Below are 17,163 nucleotides of genomic sequence, written 5' to 3' on the forward strand. Positions count from 1 at the left end.
CACGTGGTGCGGTCCGCCCCCTCTCTATCTCGGCGAGGAGCCTCTCTATCTCGCGGGGAGGTCAGCGGTCGAAGGCCTGGGCGACCAGGATCTCCTGCTGCTCCTTGTGCCGCTTGGCCGTGCCGGCGGCGGTCGACGCGGACGCGGGGCGGGACGCGACGCGCACGCGCGGCATGTCATCCGGGAGCGCCAGGTGCAGGAAGGACCAGGCGCCCTGGTTCTCCGGCTCGTCCTGGACCCACACGACGTCGGCGTCCGGGTACTGCGCCAGCTGCGCGCGGACCTGCTCCTCCGGGAACGGGTAGAGCTGCTCCAGGCGGACGATGGCGGTCCGGGTGTCCTGGCGCTTGGTGCGCTCGGCGAGCAGGTCGTAGTACACGCGGCCGGTGCACAGCAGCACGCGGTCGACCTGCGCCGCGTCCACGGTCGTGTCCGGCAGCACCGGCTCGAACGTGCCGGTGGTGAAGTCCTCGACGCTGGAGGCCGCCGCCTTGAGGCGCAGCAGCTGCTTCGGCGTGAAGACGACCAACGGCCGGCGCGGCCGGGCGTACGCCTGCTGGCGCAGCAGGTGGAAGTACGACGCCGGGGTGGACGGCTGCGCCACCGTCATGTTGTTCTCGGCCGCGAGCTGCAGGAAGCGCTCGATGCGGGCGGACGAGTGGTCCGGCCCCTGGCCCTCGTAGCCGTGCGGCAGCAGCATGACCAGCGACGAGTGCTGGCCCCACTTCTGCTCGGCCGACGAGATGAACTCGTCGATGATCGTCTGGGCGCCGTTGACGAAGTCGCCGAACTGCGCCTCCCAGAGCACGAGGGCGTCCGGGCGCTCGACCGAGTAGCCGTACTCGAAGCCGAGTGCGGCGTACTCGCTGAGCGAGGAGTCGTACACCCAGAACTTCGCCTGGTCGCCCGACAGGTACAGCAGCGGGGTCCACTCGGCACCGGTGTTGCGGTCGTGCAGCACGGCGTGGCGCTGGACGAAGGTGCCGCGGCGCGAGTCCTGCCCGGCGAGGCGCACGGGGGTGCCCTCCATGAGCAGCGACCCGAAGGCGACGAGCTCGCCGAAGCCCCAGTCGATGCCGCCCTCCTTCGCCATGAGCTGCCGCTTCTGCAGCATCTGGGCGAGCTTCGGGTGCACCGTGAAGCCCTCGGGGGCGGACACCTGGACGGCGCCCACGCGCTCGAGCACGGCGTGCGGGACGGCCGTCTGCCAGCCCACCATGTCGCCGGCGCCCTCGCGCTGGGCCTCCGGGCGCTCGAGTCCGAGGATCTCGTCCTCGCCGTCGGGCGTGCTGGCCTTGCCGGCCGACTTGGTCTCGGTGAAGACCCGCTCGAGCTGCGCCTGGTAGTCCTGCAGCGCCTGCTCGGCCTCCTCGACCGTGATGTCGCCGCGGGCCACGAGGTTCTTCGTGTACAGCTTGCGCACCGACTGCTTGGCCTCGATGAGGTTGTACATCAGCGGCTGCGTCATCGACGGGTCGTCGCCCTCGTTGTGGCCGCGACGGCGGTAGCAGACCATGTCGATGATGACGTCGCGGTCGAACTGCTCGCGGTACGCGAAGGCCAGCTCGGCCACGCGGACGCAGGCCTCGGGGTCGTCGCCGTTCACGTGGAAGACGGGGATCTGGTAGCCCTTGGCGACGTCGGTCGCGTACGTCGTGGAGCGCGACGACGACGGCCCGGTGGTGAAGCCCACCTGGTTGTTGATGATCACGTGGATCGTGCCGCCGGTGCGGTACCCGCGCAGCTGCGCGAGGTTGAGCACCTCGGGCACCACGCCCTGGCCCGCGAAGGCCGCGTCGCCGTGCAGCAGGATCGGCAGCACGGAGAAGCCGTCGCCGCCCAGGTCGATGCGGTCCTGCTTGGCCCGCACGATGCCCTCGAGCACCGGGTCGACCGCCTCGAGGTGGGACGGGTTCGCCGCCAGGTACACCTTGGTCGTGGCGCCCGACTCGGCGGTGAAGACGCCCTCGGTGCCGAGGTGGTACTTCACGTCGCCGGAGCCCTGCACGCTCTTCGGGTCGAGCTGGCCCTCGAACTCCTTGAAGATCTGGCCGTAGCTCTTGCCCGCGATGTTCGCCAGCACGTTGAGGCGGCCGCGGTGCGCCATGCCGATGCCGACCTCGTCGAGCCCGCCCTCGGCGGCCCGCGACAGGATCGCGTCGAGCAGCGGGATGACCGACTCGCCGCCCTCGAGCGAGAACCGCTTCTGCCCGACGAACTTGGTCTGCAGGAAGGTCTCGAACGCCTCGGCGGAGTTCAGGCGGCGCAGGATGCGCAGCTGGTCCTCGCGGGGGGTGCGGGCGTAGCCCGACTCGAGCCGCTCCTGGAGCCACTTGCGCTGGGCCGGGTCGGCGATGTGCATGTACTCGACGCCGATGGTGCGGCAGTACGAGTCGCGCAGCAGGCCGAGGATGTCCCGCAGCGTGTCCTTGGTCTTGCCGCCGAAGCCGCCCGTCGGGAACTGGCGGTCCAGGTCCCACAGCGTCATGCCGTGGCTCTGGATGTCCAGGTCCGGGTGCTTGCGCTGGCGGTAGGCGAGCGGGTCGGTCTCGGCCATGAGGTGGCCGCGCGAGCGGTAGGAGTGGACGAGCTCCGCGATCCGGGCCGGCTTCGCGGCCTCGACGTCGGCGTCCACGGTGTTGTCGCGCACCCAGCGCACGGGCTCGTACGGCACGCGCAGGGCCGCGAACACGCGGTCGTAGAAGCCGTCCAGGCCGAGCAGCTTGTTCGCGAGCACCTTGAGGAACTCGCCGGACTGCGCGCCCTGGATGATGCGGTGGTCGTAGGTCGACGTGATCGTCATGACCTTCGAGATGCCCATGCGGGCGAGCTGCTCCACGGACGCGCCCGCGAACTCCGCGGGGTAGTCCATGGCGCCGACGCCGATGATCGTGCCCTGCCCGGCCATGAGGCGCGGCACGGAGTGCACGGTGCCGATGCCGCCCGGGTTGGTCAGCGAGATCGTGGTGCCGGCGAAGTCGTCCATGCCGAGCTTGCCGCCGCGCGCCTTGCGCACGAGGTCCTCGTACGCGGCCCAGAAGCCGGCGAAGTCGAGCTCCTCGGCCTTCTTGACGCTGGGCACGAGCAGCTGGCGCGAGCCGTCCGGCTTGGCGAGGTCGATCGCGAGGCCGAAGCCGACGTGGGCCGGCTGCACGACGTGCGGCTTGCCGTCGATGCTCTCGTAGTGCGCGTTCATCACCGGCATGTCGGACAGCGCCTCGACGAGCGCGAACCCGATGAGGTGCGTGAACGAGATCTTGCCGCCGCGGCCGCGCGCGAGGTGGTTGTTGATGACGATGCGGTTGTCCACCATGAGCTTGGCGGGCACGGCGCGCACCGACGTCGCGGTCGGGACCTCGATCGAGGCCTCCATGTTGGTGACGACGCGCGCGGCGGGGCCGCGCAGCTTCTGCACGTCGTCGGTGGCCTCGTCCTCGGTGGCCTTCGGCGAGGACTTCGCGACCTCGGCGTAGGGCGCGGTCGAGGGCAGGGCCTCGGCGACCGGGCGGACGGCGCTCACCTCGGGGTCGGCCGGGACGGGGGCCGGCTTCGAGGCCTTCCGCTCGGCCTTCGCGGTCTCGGCGGCGGCGGTGCCCGACCGGCCGGCCGGGGCCGCGGGTGCCGGGGCTGCCTGCGCCGGTGCCTGGGGCTCAGCCGGCGCCGCGGGCTGCGCGGGTGCAGCCGGCGCGGCGTCCGCCGTGGCGCCGTTGGTCTCACCCGGCTCGTAGTCGGCGAAGAAGTCCCACCACGCGGGGTCCACCGCGTTCTTGTCCTTCAGGTACTGCTCGTAGAGCTCGTCGACAAGCCATTCGTTGGCTCCGAACGCGCTCGCCACGCTGATCGACTCTGACCCGTCCTTCGGGGACACCACGCGCGGATCGCCCACTTTCACACAGTTGCAACTCGTTCGACCGGAAATGCGCCCGACAGCGCCGGTGCGCAGGTCCAGCCTACGTCCTTCGCGGCGTCCGACCGGGGAGGTCGAGCGGCGTCAGACGGCCGTTCCCGGGCTCACGGCGCGCATCGTGACCGTCCGGTAATGGGGTGGGCAACGACTCCTCGGGTCGACACGATGACTCCGTGTTCCGGCGTCATGTCCGGACCACGCGGGCCGTCCTGTGACGGGCGAGTGTGACCAACCTCACGCCGGCGCCGCGGGGCGGGCCGGGCGCGGGATCACTCGGAGGGCTCGGTCGTGACGCCGGCGGCGGGCCGGGCCTGCGCGGGGAGCGTCACGCGCATCGTCGCGCCGCGGTCGGTGTCGGCGACCTCGACGTGCCCTCCGTGCAGGTCGACCGCCCAGCGGACGATGGCGAGGCCGATGCCCGTGCCGCCGCTCGCCATGCCGGACGGCGGCGCGGCGTGCGGGCGACCGGCGGCCGCGCCGCTCGCGAACCGCTCGAAGATCCGGCCGCGGTCCTCGGGCGCGATGCCGGGGCCCTCGTCGCTCACCTCGAGCACGACGTCGTCGTCCACGGGGTAGGCGTCGAGCCGCACCGTCCCGGCGTGCGGCGAGTGCCGGATCGCGTTCTGCAGCAGGTTGGTGACCACCTGCCGCAGCCGCTCGACGTCGGCCTCCAGCGCGAGGTCCGGCGGGGTGACGTCGACGACGTAGCTGAGGCCCTTCGCCGCGTCGACCATCGACATCGCCTGCGCGGACTCCTCGAGGAAGTCGCCCACGGAGAACTCGCTGAGCACCAGCGCGGAGGCACCCGCCTCCACCCGCGACAGGTCGAGCAGGTACGTGACCAGCCGGGTGAGCCGCTCCGTCTGCTCCAGGGACAGCTCGAGGGCCGACGGCGTCGGCTCGGTGACGCCGTCGACCATGTTCTCGAGCTGTGCCTGCAGCGCCGCCACCGGGGTGCGCAGCTCGTGCGACACGTTGGCGATGAGCTCGCGCCGCACCCGGTCGGAGGCGTCGAGGTCGGCGGCCATGACGTTGAAGGCCTCGGCGAGCTGGCCCACCTCGTCGCGGCTCGTGGCGCGCACGCGGATGGAGTAGTCGCCCGCCGCCATCGCCTGCACGGCCGCCGTCATGTCCCGCAGCGGCGACGTCATGCCGCGCGCCAGGAGCTGCACGATCACCAGGGACAGGAAGATCGCCAGGGGCAGCGTGCGGGTGGGGCCGAGCTCGTTCTGCAGGCCGATCCACGTGATGAGGACGGCGAACGTCACCGTCGCCACGACGAGCACGCCGAGCTTGGTCTTGAGCGACCGCAGCGGGTCCAGCGGGCGGACGTCGGGCAGCCGGTGGTGCTCCTTGCGCCGCGGCGCGGCCGGCCCGGCGTCGTCGCCGGCGGCGGGGTCCATCAGGCCTCCGGCGGCTCGAACGCGTACCCGACGCCGTGCACGGTGCGGATGAGGTCCGGCCCGAGCTTGCGGCGCAGCGCCTTGATGTGGGAGTCGACGGTGCGGGTGCCGCTGGCGTCCGCCCAGTCCCACACCTCCGCGAGCAGGCGCTCGCGCGTCTGGACCGTCTTGGGCGAGCTCGCGAGCATGACCAGCAGCTCGAACTCGGTCGGCGTGAGGTGCACCTCGTCGCCCGCGCGGTGGACGCGGCGCTGGGCGCGGTCGATCGTGACGTCGCCCATGACCATCGGGGGGTCGGCGGGAGTCGTCACCGCGGCCTGCTGCGCGCGCTCCACGCGCCGCAGCAGCGCCTTGACGCGCGCCACCAGCTCGCGCATCGAGAACGGCTTGGTCATGTAGTCGTCGGCGCCGACGCCGAGGCCGACGAGCATGTCGGTCTCGTCGTCGCGCGCCGTGAGCATGAGGATGGGGATCGGGTTCTCCGCCTGGATGCGGCGGGTGACCTCGAGCCCGTCGATGCCGGGCAGCATGACGTCCAGCACGATGGCGTCCGGGCTCAGGCGGGAGGCGGCGTCGACGCCGGCGAGGCCGTCGCGCGCGACCTCGACCCGCCAGCCCTCGGCGGACAGGCGCTGGGCGATGGCGGCCGCGATCGCGGGCTCGTCCTCGACGACGAGCACGGTGGCGTTCTGCTGGCCCGAGGCGCCCGGGCTGCTCGGAGGGGTCGCGGTGGTCATGGTGCCATCTTGCACCGGCTCCCTGGGGGAGCGCTGAGTACACGCTGTCCAGGGCCCTCCCGCGCGGACGCCGACTCGCCCGCGGGCTCCGTCCCGATAACATCGGAGCACGATGGACGAGAGCCGATATCGCGCGGGGTCGCCCGCGCCGTCCCGCCTGGCCACCCCGCCGCCCCGCCGCCCGGCCGCGCCGCGCCGCACGACCGGGAGCCGCCCGTGCTAGGCGACGTCCTCATGATCGTGCTGGGCGTGGTGCTCACCGCGGGCACCGCGGTGTTCGTCGCCAGCGAGTTCTCCCTCGTCACCCTCGACCCGGCCGTCCTCGGGGCCGACGACGAGGAGGGCGACAGTCCCTCGCCCGGCCACGACACCGCGCGCCCGTCGGACCGACGGGACCGTGCCGTCCGCGCCGGGCTCAAGCACCTGTCCACGGAGCTCAGCTCCGCCCAGGTCGGCATCACCATCACCACGATCCTGCTGGGCTACACCGCCCAGCCGGCGCTGCTGTCCCTGTTCTCCGAGGCGTTCGCCGCCACGGCGATGGGGCAGGGCGTCGCCGGGGTGCTCGCGGTCGTGCTGGCCCTCGTGGTCGTCAACGCGTTCTCGATGCTGTTCGGCGAGCTGATCCCGAAGAACTTCGCGCTGTCCGCCCCGCACGCGACGGCGCGGCTGGTCGTCCCCGTGCAGCGCGTGTTCACCATGCTGTTCCGGCCGCTCATCGCCGTGCTCAACGGCTCGGCCAACGCGCTGCTGCGCAGGGTCGGGGTCGAGCCTCGCGAGGAGCTGTCCGGCGCGCGGTCGTCCTCGGAGCTGCTGTCGCTCGTCCGACGTTCGGCGCAGGAGGGCACGCTCGACCAGTCGGTCGCGACCCTGCTCACCAACTCCCTCGAGCTCGACGAGCTGTCGGCGCGCGACGTCATGACCGACCGCATGCGGATGGCCGTCGTCGAGCGCGACACGACGGCCGCCGAGGTCGTGGCCCTCGCCCGGCGCACCGGCCACTCCCGGTTCCCGGTGATCGGCGAGGACCGCGACGACGTCGTCGGCCTCGTGCACCTGCGCCGCGCCGTCGGCGTGCCGCACGACCGCCGCGCCGAGGTGCCGGCCGCCGCGCTCATGGTCGACGCGCCACGCGTCCCGGAGACGGTCCGGCTCGGGCCGCTCCTCGTCGAGCTCCGGGGTCTCGGGCTGCAGATGGCCGTGGTCGTCGACGAGTACGGCGGCACCTCGGGCATCGTCACGCTCGAGGACGTCGTCGAGGAGCTCGTCGGCGACGTCGCCGACGAGCACGACCCGCGCCGCGCCGGGGTGGTGCGCGGCGCCGACGGGTCGTGGGTCGTGCCCGGGGTGCTGCGCCCCGACGAGCTGGAGGAGCGCACCGGCCTGGTGGTGCCCGAGGGGCCGGCCTACGAGACGCTCGGCGGCCTGGTCATGGCGGTGCTGGGGAGGGTGCCCGAGGTGGGCGACGAGGTCGAGACCGACGGCGTGCTGCTGCGCGTCGAGGCGATGGACGCGCGGCGCGTCGAGCGGCTGCGCGTGCTCGCCGTCGACCCGGCCGGGACCCGGCACGGGGAGATGGGCCGATGAGCACCGGGACCGCCCTGCTGATCGGCGTGCTGCTGCTCGCCGGCAACGCGTTCTTCGTCGGCGCCGAGTTCGCCGTCATCTCCGCGCGCCGCAGCGCCATCGAGCCGCGGGCCGAGGCCGGCGACCGACGCGCCCGCACCGCCCTGTGGGCGATGGAGCACGTCTCCCTCATGCTCGCGTGCGCGCAGCTCGGGGTCACCGTGTGCTCCACCGGCCTGGGCATCGTCGCGGAGCCCGCCCTCGCCCACCTGCTCGAGGTGCCCTTCGAGGCCCTGGGGGTCCCCGAGGCGCTGCTGCACCCCGTCTCGCTCGTCCTGGCGCTCGCGATCGTCGTGTACCTGCACGTGGTGCTCGGCGAGATGGTGCCCAAGAACCTCGCCGTCGCCGGCCCGGAGACGGCCGCCCTCTGGTTCGCGCCGCCGCTGGTGCTGCTCGGCCGGGCCGTGCGCCCCGTGATCGCGGCGCTCAACTGGGTCGCGAACCATGCCGTGCGGCTCGCGGGGGTCGAACCGAAGGACGAGGTCGCCTCCGCGTTCACGGCGCAGGAGGTGCAGTCGATCGTCGAGCACTCGCAGGCCGAGGGCGTGCTCCGCGACGAGCAGGGCCTCCTGGCCGGGGCCATCGAGTTCTCCTCGCGCACCGCGGGCGACGTCATGGTGGCCGTGGACGAGCTGGTCACCGTCGACCCGCGCACCACGCCCGACGACGTCGAGCACCTCGTCGCGCGCACCGGCTTCAGCCGGTTCCCCGTGCGGGGCGACGACGACGCCCTGCGCGGCTACCTGCACCTCAAGGACGTCCTGTACGCGTCGAACGGCGACCGGTTCGACCCGGTGCCGGCGTGGCGCGTGCGCGCGCTCGCGTCCGTGCGGCCGGCCGACGAGGTGGAGGACGCGCTGCGCGCCATGCAGCGCTCCGGGGCGCACCTGGCCCGCGTCGAGGGACCCGACGGCGTCCTCGGCGTCGTGTTCCTCGAGGACATCCTCGAGGAGCTCGTGGGCGAGGTGCGCGACGCGATGCAGCGCCGACCGTGAGCAGGGTGGACACCCTCCCACGCCGCCTGGCACTGGCCGCGGCCTGACCGCCTGTGGACGGGGACTTGGCGGGGGCGCCCGACCCCGTTATGGTTCCGTGACGGATCGCCTCGTCGGTCGCGTGCAGGGCACGCGACGCCGGGCGGTCCGTGTTCTGGTCCGAGGAGCACGGGCGACCATGGCGGCCGCCCGGAGCACGAGCGCGGAGGTGCCGTGGAGGCGACGTCGCAGGGTGACGCAGCCGCGCCGCGCTCCCGTCGCGAGATGCGGGAGGCCGAGCTCGCCCGGGCCGGCAAGAAGCCCCGCAAGCGCCCCGCTGCCGCCCGCGGCGACCGCTCCGGCGGCCGGCATGCCGCCCCCGCCGGGCACGCCTGGGTCACCCGACTGACGGTGCTCGGCTCGCTCGCCGCCGCCACCATCGCCGCACCCCTCGTCACCGACGGCCAGGCGCACGGCGGTACCCCGTTCGACCTCGACACCCAGCCCACCGGCCCCTCCACGCTGGCGCTCCTCGAGCAGGGCGTCGAGACCCCCCGCACCTCCCAGGGCATCGCCGCCGCACCCCGTGACGTGCGCGTCGAGGCGTCCGCCGCCAGCCGTACCGCCGAGCGCAGCCCTCTGCCGGGCTGCGACTCCGGAGCCTCCATCGACGGCGGCAACGGCAGCCTCGCCGACCACTCGCTCTGCGACATCTGGCAGCCGGGCGAGAAGCTGCGCGCCGACGCCGCCGTCGCCCTCAGCGCCCTCAACGAGGCGTTCCGCGTCCGCTTCGGCCGCGACCTGTGCCTCGTCGACAGCTACCGCTCCATCTCCTCCCAGTACGCCGTCAAGGCCAGCCGCGGCTACCTCGCAGCCACCCCCGGCACGTCCATGCACGGGTGGGGGCTCGCCATCGACCTGTGCGGCGACGAGTACCGCTCCAGCGAGGTCTACGGGTGGCTGTGGGAGAACGGGCCGGCGTACGGGTGGGAGAACCCGCCGTGGGCGCAGCGGGGTGGCATGGGGAACTACGAGCCCTGGCACTTCGAGTACAAGCCCGGTGTGGTGGAGATCACGCCCTGGCACTGAGCCCTCTGTGGTGCTCCCTTGCTCACGGCCGCGGGAGGTGCAGGATCCTTCGCGCGGTCGCGTTCACGCGCCCCAGGGGGGCGCTCCACTTCGGGAGGGATACGACCGCGCGAAGGATCCTGCACCTCCCGCTCTCCTGAACGCTCGCCCTGCGCGACGACGGCGTCCACCGTCCCGCCGCTCCGGCGTCGGCTCTCACGGACCCCCGCCCGCGCGTGCGAAGGGTGGGCGCACGGGCGGCACAGGGCTCTGTGGGCTGTCAGGTGGTGATCGTGGTGTTGCCGCCGAAGTCGTCGCGGAAGCGGGGGCCCTGGGTGGCGAGCTCCTGGGCGTAGGCGGCGGACCACCCGCGGAAGGGGTCGACGGCGAGGGACTCGTTGGAGAAGCGGCGGTCGTCGGTGAGCTCGGTGACGCAGAAGTCGGGGATCTGGAGGTCCGTGACCGGGCCCGAGCGCTCGCACTCGGCGACGATGAGCGGGGCGTTGGCGCCGCCGAAGACGTCGATCGACCAGCCGTCGGCGCCCAGCCAGGCCGCGTAGCGCGTCTTGATGACCTGGGCGCCGCCGCGGCGCACCAGCTCCGCGCCGACGTCCGGCTCGAGCGGGCGCTCCGCCTCGTACCGGGTGCCGCCCACCGACGGGCCCTTGACCGTGACCGCGGCGAAGTCGACGCGCGAGCGGTAGAGCTCGAGGACGTCCCGCGCGTCGCTGTCGGGGCCCAGCCGTGCCTCGACGCCCGTGGCCTGCACCCGCACGCGCAGCGCGTAGCCGCCGTCGGACAGGAAGTAGGACTGGACGATCAGGGCGGGGGCGTCGCGCAGCGCGTCCGGCAGCTCGCGGACGAAGAACCGGCGCTCGAACTCGAAGTCGGAGTAGTCGGCGGACATGACTGCGAGCCTAGTGCGCCGTGGCGACGGTCCGGTCCCGCGGCCCGGTGGTGTCGTTCAGGTGCGCCGCGCGCGCAGCACGCCCGTGCGCATCGGCAGCGTGAACTCGCCCTGCGCCGTCTCCGGCCGGTCCGCGAGATAGGCGCGGATCCGCCCGGTCGTGGCCGCGCGCTCCGCCTCCGGCATGACGAGCATCCCGGCGCGGGTCGCGAGCGTCGCGACGAGCGAGTCGGCGGTGCGGCGCTGCCCGTGCGGGAACTCGGCCCGCTCCGCCCGGGCCGACCACGCCTCCCCGGCGGGCGGGAGCAGGCCGGCGGTCGCGCGGCGCCAGGCGGTCGGTGTGTCCCGTGGCCCCACGGCCGCGCTCCCGCTCACGTCGGCGAGCCCGGCGACCCAGGCGACGTCGTCGTCCAGGAGGTTCCAGAGCCCGGCCAGGACGCCGCCGGGGGCGAGCACGCGGGCGATCTCGGGCCCCGCGACCGCCGGGTCGAACCAGTGCAGGGCGTTGCCCGCGAGCACGGCGTCGACGGAGCCGTCGGGCAGCGGGATCGACTCGGCGCTGCCCGCCAGGGCGCGGACGGCCGGCAGGCCCCGCCGCAGCTCGGCCAGCATCGCCGGGTCCGGCTCGACGGCGACGACCTCCGCGCCCGGGGCGACGGCCGGGTCGAGCAGGGTGGCGGTGAGCTTGCCCGTCCCCGCGCCGAGGTCGAGCACCCGCGGGCCCGGCGCCGCCCGCAGCGTCCAGCGCACCGCGGCCGCCGCGTAGTCCGGGCGGTGCTCGGCGTACGCGACGGCCGCCGCACCGAAGGACGACGCGGGGCGTGCGGCGTCCCGGTCGGCGCTCACCGGTCCGCGGGGCCGGGCACCTCGCGGCGCTCGGGACCGACGTAGGCCGAGAGGGGGCGGATGAGGGCGTTGGCGGCCTGCTGCTCCATGATGTGCGCCGTCCAGCCCGTGACGCGGGCGGCGACGAACAACGGCGTGAACGTGGCCGTCTCGAAGCCCATGAGGTGGTAGGCCGGGCCCGACGGGTAGTCGAGGTTCGGGTAGATGCCCTTGCGGCGCACGAACTCGGACTCCAGCGCGTCGTAGAGGGCGGCCAGGTCAGGGCGGTCGTAGTGCTCGACCAGGGTGTCGAGGGCGGCCTTCATGGTCGGCACGCGCGAGTCGCCGTGCTTGTAGACCCGGTGCCCGAAGCCCATGATCTTGCGCTTGGCGTCGAGCGCCTCGTCGAGCCAGGACGCCGCACGCTCGGCGGTGCCGATCTCGGCGAGCGTCTCCATGACCGCCTCGTTGGCGCCGCCGTGCAGCGGCCCCTTGAGCGCCGCGATCGCGCCCACGACGGCCGAGTGCAGGTCGCTGAGCGTGGACGTGATGACGCGCGCCGTGAACGTGGAGGCGTTGAACGAGTGCTCGGCGTACAGGATCATCGAACGGTTGAACGCGTCGGCCACGACGGGGTCCGGCTCGACCTCGAAGGTCATCCAGAGGAAGTTCGCGGAGAAGTCCAGGTCGTCGCGCGGGGCGACCGGCTCCAGTCCCTGGCGGCGGCGCTGCCCGTACGCGACGACGGCCGGCAGGGCCGCGAACAGCCGCACGCTGCGCTCGAGGTTGACGTCCGGGTCGGCGGCCGCCTCCAGGGCCGTGAGGCCCGCAGCCTCGCGCGCGCCGACGACGCTCACCGCCGTGCGCACCTCGTCCATCGGGTGCGCGGTGAGGGGCAGCAGGTCGATGGCGGCGCGCACGTCGTCGGCGAGCGGGCGGTGCTCGCGCTCGGTCGCGCGCAGCGCGTCCAGCTCGTCGGGCGTGGGCAGCTCGCCGTGCCACAGCAGCCACGCGACCGCCTCGAACGGACGGGTCGCCGCCAGGTCCTGGACCGGGTAGCCGCGGTACAGCAGGGAGTTGGTCTCGGGGTCCACCTTGGAGACGGCCGTCACGTCGGCGACCACCCCCGCCAGCCCGCGTCGGACCTCGGGCTCGGACCCGGTGTGCTCTGTCATCGATGCTCCTTCGCTGCGATGTGCTGCGGTGCGTGCTGCGGCGGCGCTCAGCCGTGCAGGTTGTCGTCCAGGCTGAAGTCGAAGACGCCGGTGTCGAACGCCGAGTAGGCGCCGTAGTCGAGCAGCTCGTAGAGCCGGGCGCGGGTCTGCATGTGCTCGACCTGCCCCGTCAGCGAGCCCTCGGCGCGCAGGGCGTCCAGGCCGCGCTCGGCGGCGCCCATCGCGAGGCGCAGCAGCGAGACCGGGTAGATGACGAGGGCGACGCCCGCGTCGGCGAGCTGCGTCGTCGTGAACAGCTCGGACTTGCCGAACTCGGTCATGTTGGCCAGCACGGGGACGTCGACGGCGCTCGCGACGGCCTCGAACTCGGCCAGGTCGCGCATCGCCTCGGGGAAGATCGCGTCCGCGCCCGCGTCGACGAGCGCCTTCGCGCGGTCGACGGCGGTCGCGAGCCCCGCCACGGCGCGCACGTCGGTGCGGGCCATGACGAGCAGGTTCTCGTCGCGCCGCGCGGCGACGGCGGCGCGCACCCGCTGCAGGGCCGTCGGCTCGTCCACGACCTGCTTGCCGTCGAGGTGCCCGCAGCGCTTGGGGTTCACCTGGTCCTCGACGTGCAGCCCCGCGACGCCCGCGTCCTCCAGCGTCTGCACGGTCCTGGCCATGTTCATCGCCTCGCCGAAGCCGGTGTCGGCGTCCACGAGCGTCGGCAGGTCGGTCATGCGCGCGATCTGCCCCGCGCGGGTCGCGACCTCGGTGAGGGTGGTCAGCCCGACGTCGGGCAGCCCCAGGTCGGCGGCGACCACCGCGCCCGAGACGTACACGCCGTCGAACCCCTTGTCCTGGATCAGCCGCGCGGCGAGCGGGTTGAACGCGCCGGGCAGCTGCAGGAGCTCGCCGGAGCGCAGCCGCTCGCGGAACGCGGCGCGCTTGGCGGCGGGGGTGGTGGTCGTGTAGAGCACGGTCGCCCTCCGGGTCTCAGAACGGGTCTCAGAAGATGCCGCGCGCGACCGGGTGGGTCGCGAGCGGGTCGGCGAGCGGCGTGACGGTGAGACCGGACAGCTCGTCGGCGGACAGCTCCGGCAGCCGCTGCGCGAGGTCGAGGAACCGCTCGGTCTCCTCGTCGGCGAGCACCCCGGCGGCCAGCGTGCGGAACTTCGCCACGTACTGCTCGCGGGCGAACGGGCGCGCGCCCAGCGGGTGCGCGTCCGCGACGGCGATCTCCTCGACGACGCGCGAGCCGTCCGTGAGCTCGATCTCCACGCGTCCGCCGAAGGACTTCTCGTCCGGGTCGCTCGAGTGGTACCGGCGGGTCCACTCGGCGTCCTCGGCCGTGGTGACCTTGCGCCACAGGTCCACGGTGTCCGGGCGGGCGGCGCGCTCGGGGGCGTAGCTGCCGACGTGGTCCCAGGCGCCGTCCTGCAGCGCGACCGTGAAGATGTACGGGATCGAGTGGTCGAGCGTCTCGCGGCTGGCCGTGGGGTCGTACTTCTGCGGGTCGCCGGAGCCGGAGCCGATCACGTAGTGCGTGTGGTGGCTCGTGTGCAGCACGACGGCGACGACGTTCGCCGGGTCGCGCAGCTCGGGCCGCTCGGTGCCGAGGCGGCGCGCGAGGTCGATCCACGCCTGCGCCTGGTACTCGGCCGAGTGCTCCTTGGTGTACGTGTCGAGGATGGCGCGCCGCGCCTCGCCGGCGGCCGGGAGCGGCACCGTGTAGCGGGCGTCGGGCCCGTCGAGCAGCCAGGCGATCACGCCGTCCTCGCCCTCGTAGATCGGGCTGGGGGAGGTCTGCCCGCGCATCGCGCGGTCCGCGGCCTCCACGGCCATCTTGCCCGCGAACGCGGGGGCGTGGGCCTTCCACGTGGAGATCTCGCCCTTGCGCGACTGCCGCGTCGCCGTCGTCGTGTGCAGGGCCTGGCCGACCGCCTGGTAGATGGTCTCCGCGGGCAGGCCGAGCAGCGTGCCGATGCCCGCCGCGGCCGACGGGCCGAGGTGGGCGACGTGGTCGATCTTGTGCGCGTGCAGGCTGATGCCCTTGACGAGGTCCACCTGGATCTCGTACCCCGTGACGATCCCGCGCAGCAGCTCCGCACCGCTGCGGCCCAAGTGCTGCGCGACGGCGAGCAGGGGCGGGATGTTGTCGCCCGGGTGCGAGTACTCGGCCGCGAGGAACGTGTCGTGGTAGTCCAGCTCCCGCACGGCGACGCCGTTCGCCCAGGCCGCCCACTCGGGGCTGGTCCGCCCGGGGGAGCCGAAGACCGTCGAGCCCGCGCCGCCGCGGGAGACCGGGTGCGCCTCCGCCTGCGTGCGGGCCGCGAGGATCGGGCCGCGGCCCAGCGACGCCGTCGCCACCGCGGCGTTGTCGATCACGCGGTTGATCACCATGTCGGTGACCTCCGGGGCGGGCTCGAGCTGCTCGGCCGCGACCTCCGCGATCTTCCACGCGAGCTGCCCCTCGCGGGGCAGCGGCTCGTCGGAGCGGTAGACGCGGACCTCGTGGTCGATCATGCGGGGAGTCCTCCCTGTGCAGGCCTCGGCAGACATCGTGTGCGGGCGTCGTCGCCGCCCGTGTCCGGGCCGCTCCGAGAACGTAACGCCCGGTGAGCGCCGGGTCCAGCGAGCGGGGGTGGGCGGCCGTCGCCCGGACGGCCGTGCGAGGGCGCTTCTCGAGCCCTGTGGCGGGCTTCACGAATACCGTGTCAAGGAATGGTGTCGCCGCAGGTGAGGGCGTCGCGCCGAGGGCACTTCCGGGCCCTTGGTTGCCCTGCCGAACTTGATTCTCGGTCAAGGATCGGTAACGTGGCCGCCCATGTTCGGGCTCGGCGTCCGCCCTCGTGGCGGGCGCCGGCTCCCTGTCACGGGCCGGGCCGCTGCGTTCACACCGCGTGCGCGCCGCGCCGGCCACGGAAGGAAACATGACCGCCGTACTCCCTCAGGAACCGACCGGCACCACTCCCGAGAACGCTCCGGCCACCCGGGCCGCGCGTCGCAGGCTCCGCGTCTCCGACGTCACCGTCGTGGACAACTCCATGCTCAAGAAGACGATCGGCGGCACCGCCGTCGGCAACCTCATGGAGTGGTACGACGTGGGCGTCTACGGCTACCTGGCCGTGACGATGGGTGCCGTGTTCCTGCCGCAGGCGTCGTCCGGCGTGCAGATCCTCTTCTCCCTCGGCGTGTTCGCCGCCACGTACGTGGCGCGCCCGCTGGGCGGCATCGTCTGCGGCCGCATCGGCGACAAGGTCGGCCGCCAGAAGGTGCTGGCCTTCACGCTCGTGATGATGGCGGCCTCGACGTTCCTCATCGGGCTGCTGCCGACCTACGGCGTCCTCGGCGTCGCGGCGCCGCTGCTGCTCGTGCTCCTCAAGGTGGTGCAGGGCTTCTCCACCGGCGGTGAGTACGCCGGCGTCACGACCTTCGTCGCCGAGCACGCCCCCGACCGCCGTCGCGGCTGGGCCGCGTCGTTCCTCGACTTCGGCAGCTACCTCGGCTTCGCGCTCGGCGCGGTCGTCGTGACGGTGCTGCAGGTGACGCTGGGCGAGCAGGCCATGCTCGACGGCGGGTGGCGGATCCCGTTCCTGGTCGCCGGCCCGATCGGCGCGTTCGCCGTGTGGTTCCGCCTGAAGATCGAGGAGTCCCCGGCGTTCCAGGCGCAGCAGGTCGCGGCCGAGGCCGCCAAGACGCACGGCGTCGAGACGCCCGCGCCCGCCGACGTCACGCTGCGCTCGCAGTGGCGCCCGCTCGCGGTCGCCATGGTGCTCGTGGCCGTCGCCAACACCGCCGGCTACGCCCTGACGAGCTACATGCCGACCTACCTCACCGACACCCTCGGCTACGAGGCGACGGCGGGCACCCTGCTGACCGTGCCCGTGCTGGTGCTGCTCGCCGTGATGATCCTCGTGGCCGGCCCGATCAGCGACCGCGTCGGCCGCCGTCCGCTGCTGTGGTTCGGCGCGGGCTCGCTCGCGGTGCTCGCGGCCCCGGCCTTCCTGCTCCTGGCGATGGGCCACGTGTGGTCCACGATCCTGGGCCTCGTGCTCATGGCGGTCCCGGTGGCGTGCATGGTCGGCGTGCAGGCGGCCACGCTGCCCGCGATGTTCCCCACCTCCGTGCGCTACCGCTCGATGGGCCTGGCCTACAACGTCTCGCTCGCGATCTTCGGCGGCACGACCCCGCTGATCGTGGAGTCGCTGACGCAGGCCACCGGCTCGAGCATGGCCCCGGCCTACTACCTGATGGGCTTCGCGCTCGTGGGTGCGGTCGCCGTCGGCTTCGTCAAGGAGAGCGCCGGCAAGCCGCTGCCGGGCTCGATGCCGTCGGTCGACACCGACGCCGAGGCCAAGGCGCTCGTGAAGACGCAGGAGAAGAACCCGGACCTCGACCTCGACACCATGCCGCTGGGCGGCCTCGCCGGGGCGCGCTGAGCCGCCGGGCCGACTCTGACGTCGCGAGACGGTGCCAGCCCCCTGCTGGGGAGGGAAAGCGTGCGGGGGGGGGGGGGGAGGGGGGAGAAAAAGAGGGGGGGGGGAGAGGGGGGAGGGGGG

The 17,163-nt window shown here is 73.5% G+C and carries 12 protein-coding genes; 4 read left to right on the top strand and 8 right to left on the bottom strand.

The window, feature by feature from the left end:
* Positions 1–61: 61 nt before the first annotated feature.
* The 3 genes from ACFCZN_RS12140 to ACFCZN_RS12150 form a co-directional block, all read right to left on the bottom strand.
* A complete protein-coding gene (locus ACFCZN_RS12140; protein WP_430556960.1) occupies positions 62–3,835 on the bottom strand; it encodes a multifunctional oxoglutarate decarboxylase/oxoglutarate dehydrogenase thiamine pyrophosphate-binding subunit/dihydrolipoyllysine-residue succinyltransferase subunit in 3,774 nt (1,257 codons plus the stop codon).
* Positions 3,836–4,176: 341 nt separating this feature from the next.
* On the bottom strand, positions 4,177–5,310 hold the full coding sequence (locus ACFCZN_RS12145; RefSeq protein WP_430556961.1) for a sensor histidine kinase: 1,134 nt from the start codon (positions 5,308–5,310) through the stop codon (positions 4,177–4,179).
* Positions 5,310–6,047: a response regulator transcription factor gene (locus ACFCZN_RS12150; RefSeq protein WP_429767042.1), complete on the bottom strand. Its 738-nt coding sequence runs from the start codon at positions 6,045–6,047 to the stop codon at positions 5,310–5,312. Before ACFCZN_RS12150 ends, ACFCZN_RS12145 begins: the two co-directional genes overlap by 1 nt.
* A gap of 216 nt (positions 6,048–6,263) precedes the next feature.
* Between ACFCZN_RS12150 and ACFCZN_RS12155 the strand changes: the two genes are divergently transcribed.
* The 3 genes from ACFCZN_RS12155 to ACFCZN_RS12165 all read left to right on the top strand — a co-directional run bounded on the left by ACFCZN_RS12155 (position 6,264) and on the right by ACFCZN_RS12165 (position 9,736).
* Positions 6,264–7,634 carry a hemolysin family protein gene (locus tag ACFCZN_RS12155; RefSeq protein ID WP_430556962.1) on the top strand — a complete coding sequence of 457 codons (1,371 nt, stop codon included), beginning with the start codon at positions 6,264–6,266 and terminating at the stop codon, positions 7,632–7,634.
* The gene (locus ACFCZN_RS12160; protein WP_429767039.1) at positions 7,631–8,668 is read left to right on the top strand and encodes a hemolysin family protein; all 1,038 of its coding nucleotides are present in this window, start codon (positions 7,631–7,633) and stop codon (positions 8,666–8,668) included. Before ACFCZN_RS12155 ends, ACFCZN_RS12160 begins: the two co-directional genes overlap by 4 nt.
* A 213-nt stretch (positions 8,669–8,881) precedes the next feature.
* Positions 8,882–9,736: a D-alanyl-D-alanine carboxypeptidase family protein gene (locus tag ACFCZN_RS12165; RefSeq protein WP_430556963.1), complete on the top strand. Its 855-nt coding sequence runs from the start codon at positions 8,882–8,884 to the stop codon at positions 9,734–9,736.
* A gap of 259 nt (positions 9,737–9,995) precedes the next feature.
* Here ACFCZN_RS12165 and ACFCZN_RS12170 read toward each other — a convergent pair whose 3' ends face one another.
* Genes ACFCZN_RS12170 through ACFCZN_RS12190 form a run of 5 tightly spaced genes read right to left on the bottom strand, consistent with a single transcriptional unit; the run spans position 9,996 to position 15,127 of the window.
* Complete coding sequence (locus tag ACFCZN_RS12170; RefSeq protein WP_429767037.1) at positions 9,996–10,622, bottom strand: CYTH domain-containing protein; 627 nt, start codon at positions 10,620–10,622, stop codon at positions 9,996–9,998.
* Positions 10,623–10,679: 57 nt separating this feature from the next.
* Entirely contained in the window at positions 10,680–11,468 is a 789-nt protein-coding gene (locus ACFCZN_RS12175) for a class I SAM-dependent methyltransferase (RefSeq protein WP_429767035.1), read from the bottom strand.
* Positions 11,465–12,622, bottom strand: a complete 1,158-nt coding sequence (locus ACFCZN_RS12180) for a bifunctional 2-methylcitrate synthase/citrate synthase (RefSeq protein WP_429767033.1) — start codon at positions 12,620–12,622, stop codon at positions 11,465–11,467. Before ACFCZN_RS12180 ends, ACFCZN_RS12175 begins: the two co-directional genes overlap by 4 nt.
* Before the next feature lie 47 nt (positions 12,623–12,669).
* Entirely contained in the window at positions 12,670–13,581 is a 912-nt protein-coding gene (prpB, locus tag ACFCZN_RS12185) for a methylisocitrate lyase (RefSeq protein WP_430556964.1), read from the bottom strand.
* 28 nt (positions 13,582–13,609) lie between these two features.
* A complete protein-coding gene (locus tag ACFCZN_RS12190; RefSeq protein WP_430556965.1) occupies positions 13,610–15,127 on the bottom strand; it encodes an MmgE/PrpD family protein in 1,518 nt (505 codons plus the stop codon).
* Between the two features lie 407 nt (positions 15,128–15,534).
* On the opposite strand from ACFCZN_RS12190, the gene ACFCZN_RS12195 reads away from it, so the two are divergent.
* A complete protein-coding gene (locus tag ACFCZN_RS12195) occupies positions 15,535–17,043 on the top strand; it encodes an MFS transporter (protein WP_429767029.1) in 1,509 nt (502 codons plus the stop codon).
* Positions 17,044–17,163: the final 120 nt, after the last annotated feature.

Source organism: Isoptericola sp. NPDC056134 (genome assembly GCF_042264825.1).
GTDB lineage: Bacteria > Actinomycetota > Actinomycetes > Actinomycetales > Cellulomonadaceae > Isoptericola > Isoptericola nanjingensis.

Coding starts and splice junctions, on each gene's coding strand:
- ACFCZN_RS12145 (WP_430556961.1), bottom strand. CDS start 5,310: ATGGACCCCGCCGCCGGCGACGACGCCGGGCCGGCCGCGCCGCGGCGC.
- ACFCZN_RS12150 (WP_429767042.1), bottom strand. CDS start 6,047: ATGACCACCGCGACCCCTCCGAGCAGCCCGGGCGCCTCGGGCCAGCAG.
- ACFCZN_RS12160 (WP_429767039.1), top strand. CDS start 7,631: ATGAGCACCGGGACCGCCCTGCTGATCGGCGTGCTGCTGCTCGCCGGC.
- ACFCZN_RS12170 (WP_429767037.1), bottom strand. CDS start 10,622: ATGTCCGCCGACTACTCCGACTTCGAGTTCGAGCGCCGGTTCTTCGTC.
- ACFCZN_RS12180 (WP_429767033.1), bottom strand. CDS start 12,622: ATGACAGAGCACACCGGGTCCGAGCCCGAGGTCCGACGCGGGCTGGCG.
- ACFCZN_RS12190 (WP_430556965.1), bottom strand. CDS start 15,127: ATGATCGACCACGAGGTCCGCGTCTACCGCTCCGACGAGCCGCTGCCC.
- ACFCZN_RS12195 (WP_429767029.1), top strand. CDS start 15,535: ATGACCGCCGTACTCCCTCAGGAACCGACCGGCACCACTCCCGAGAAC.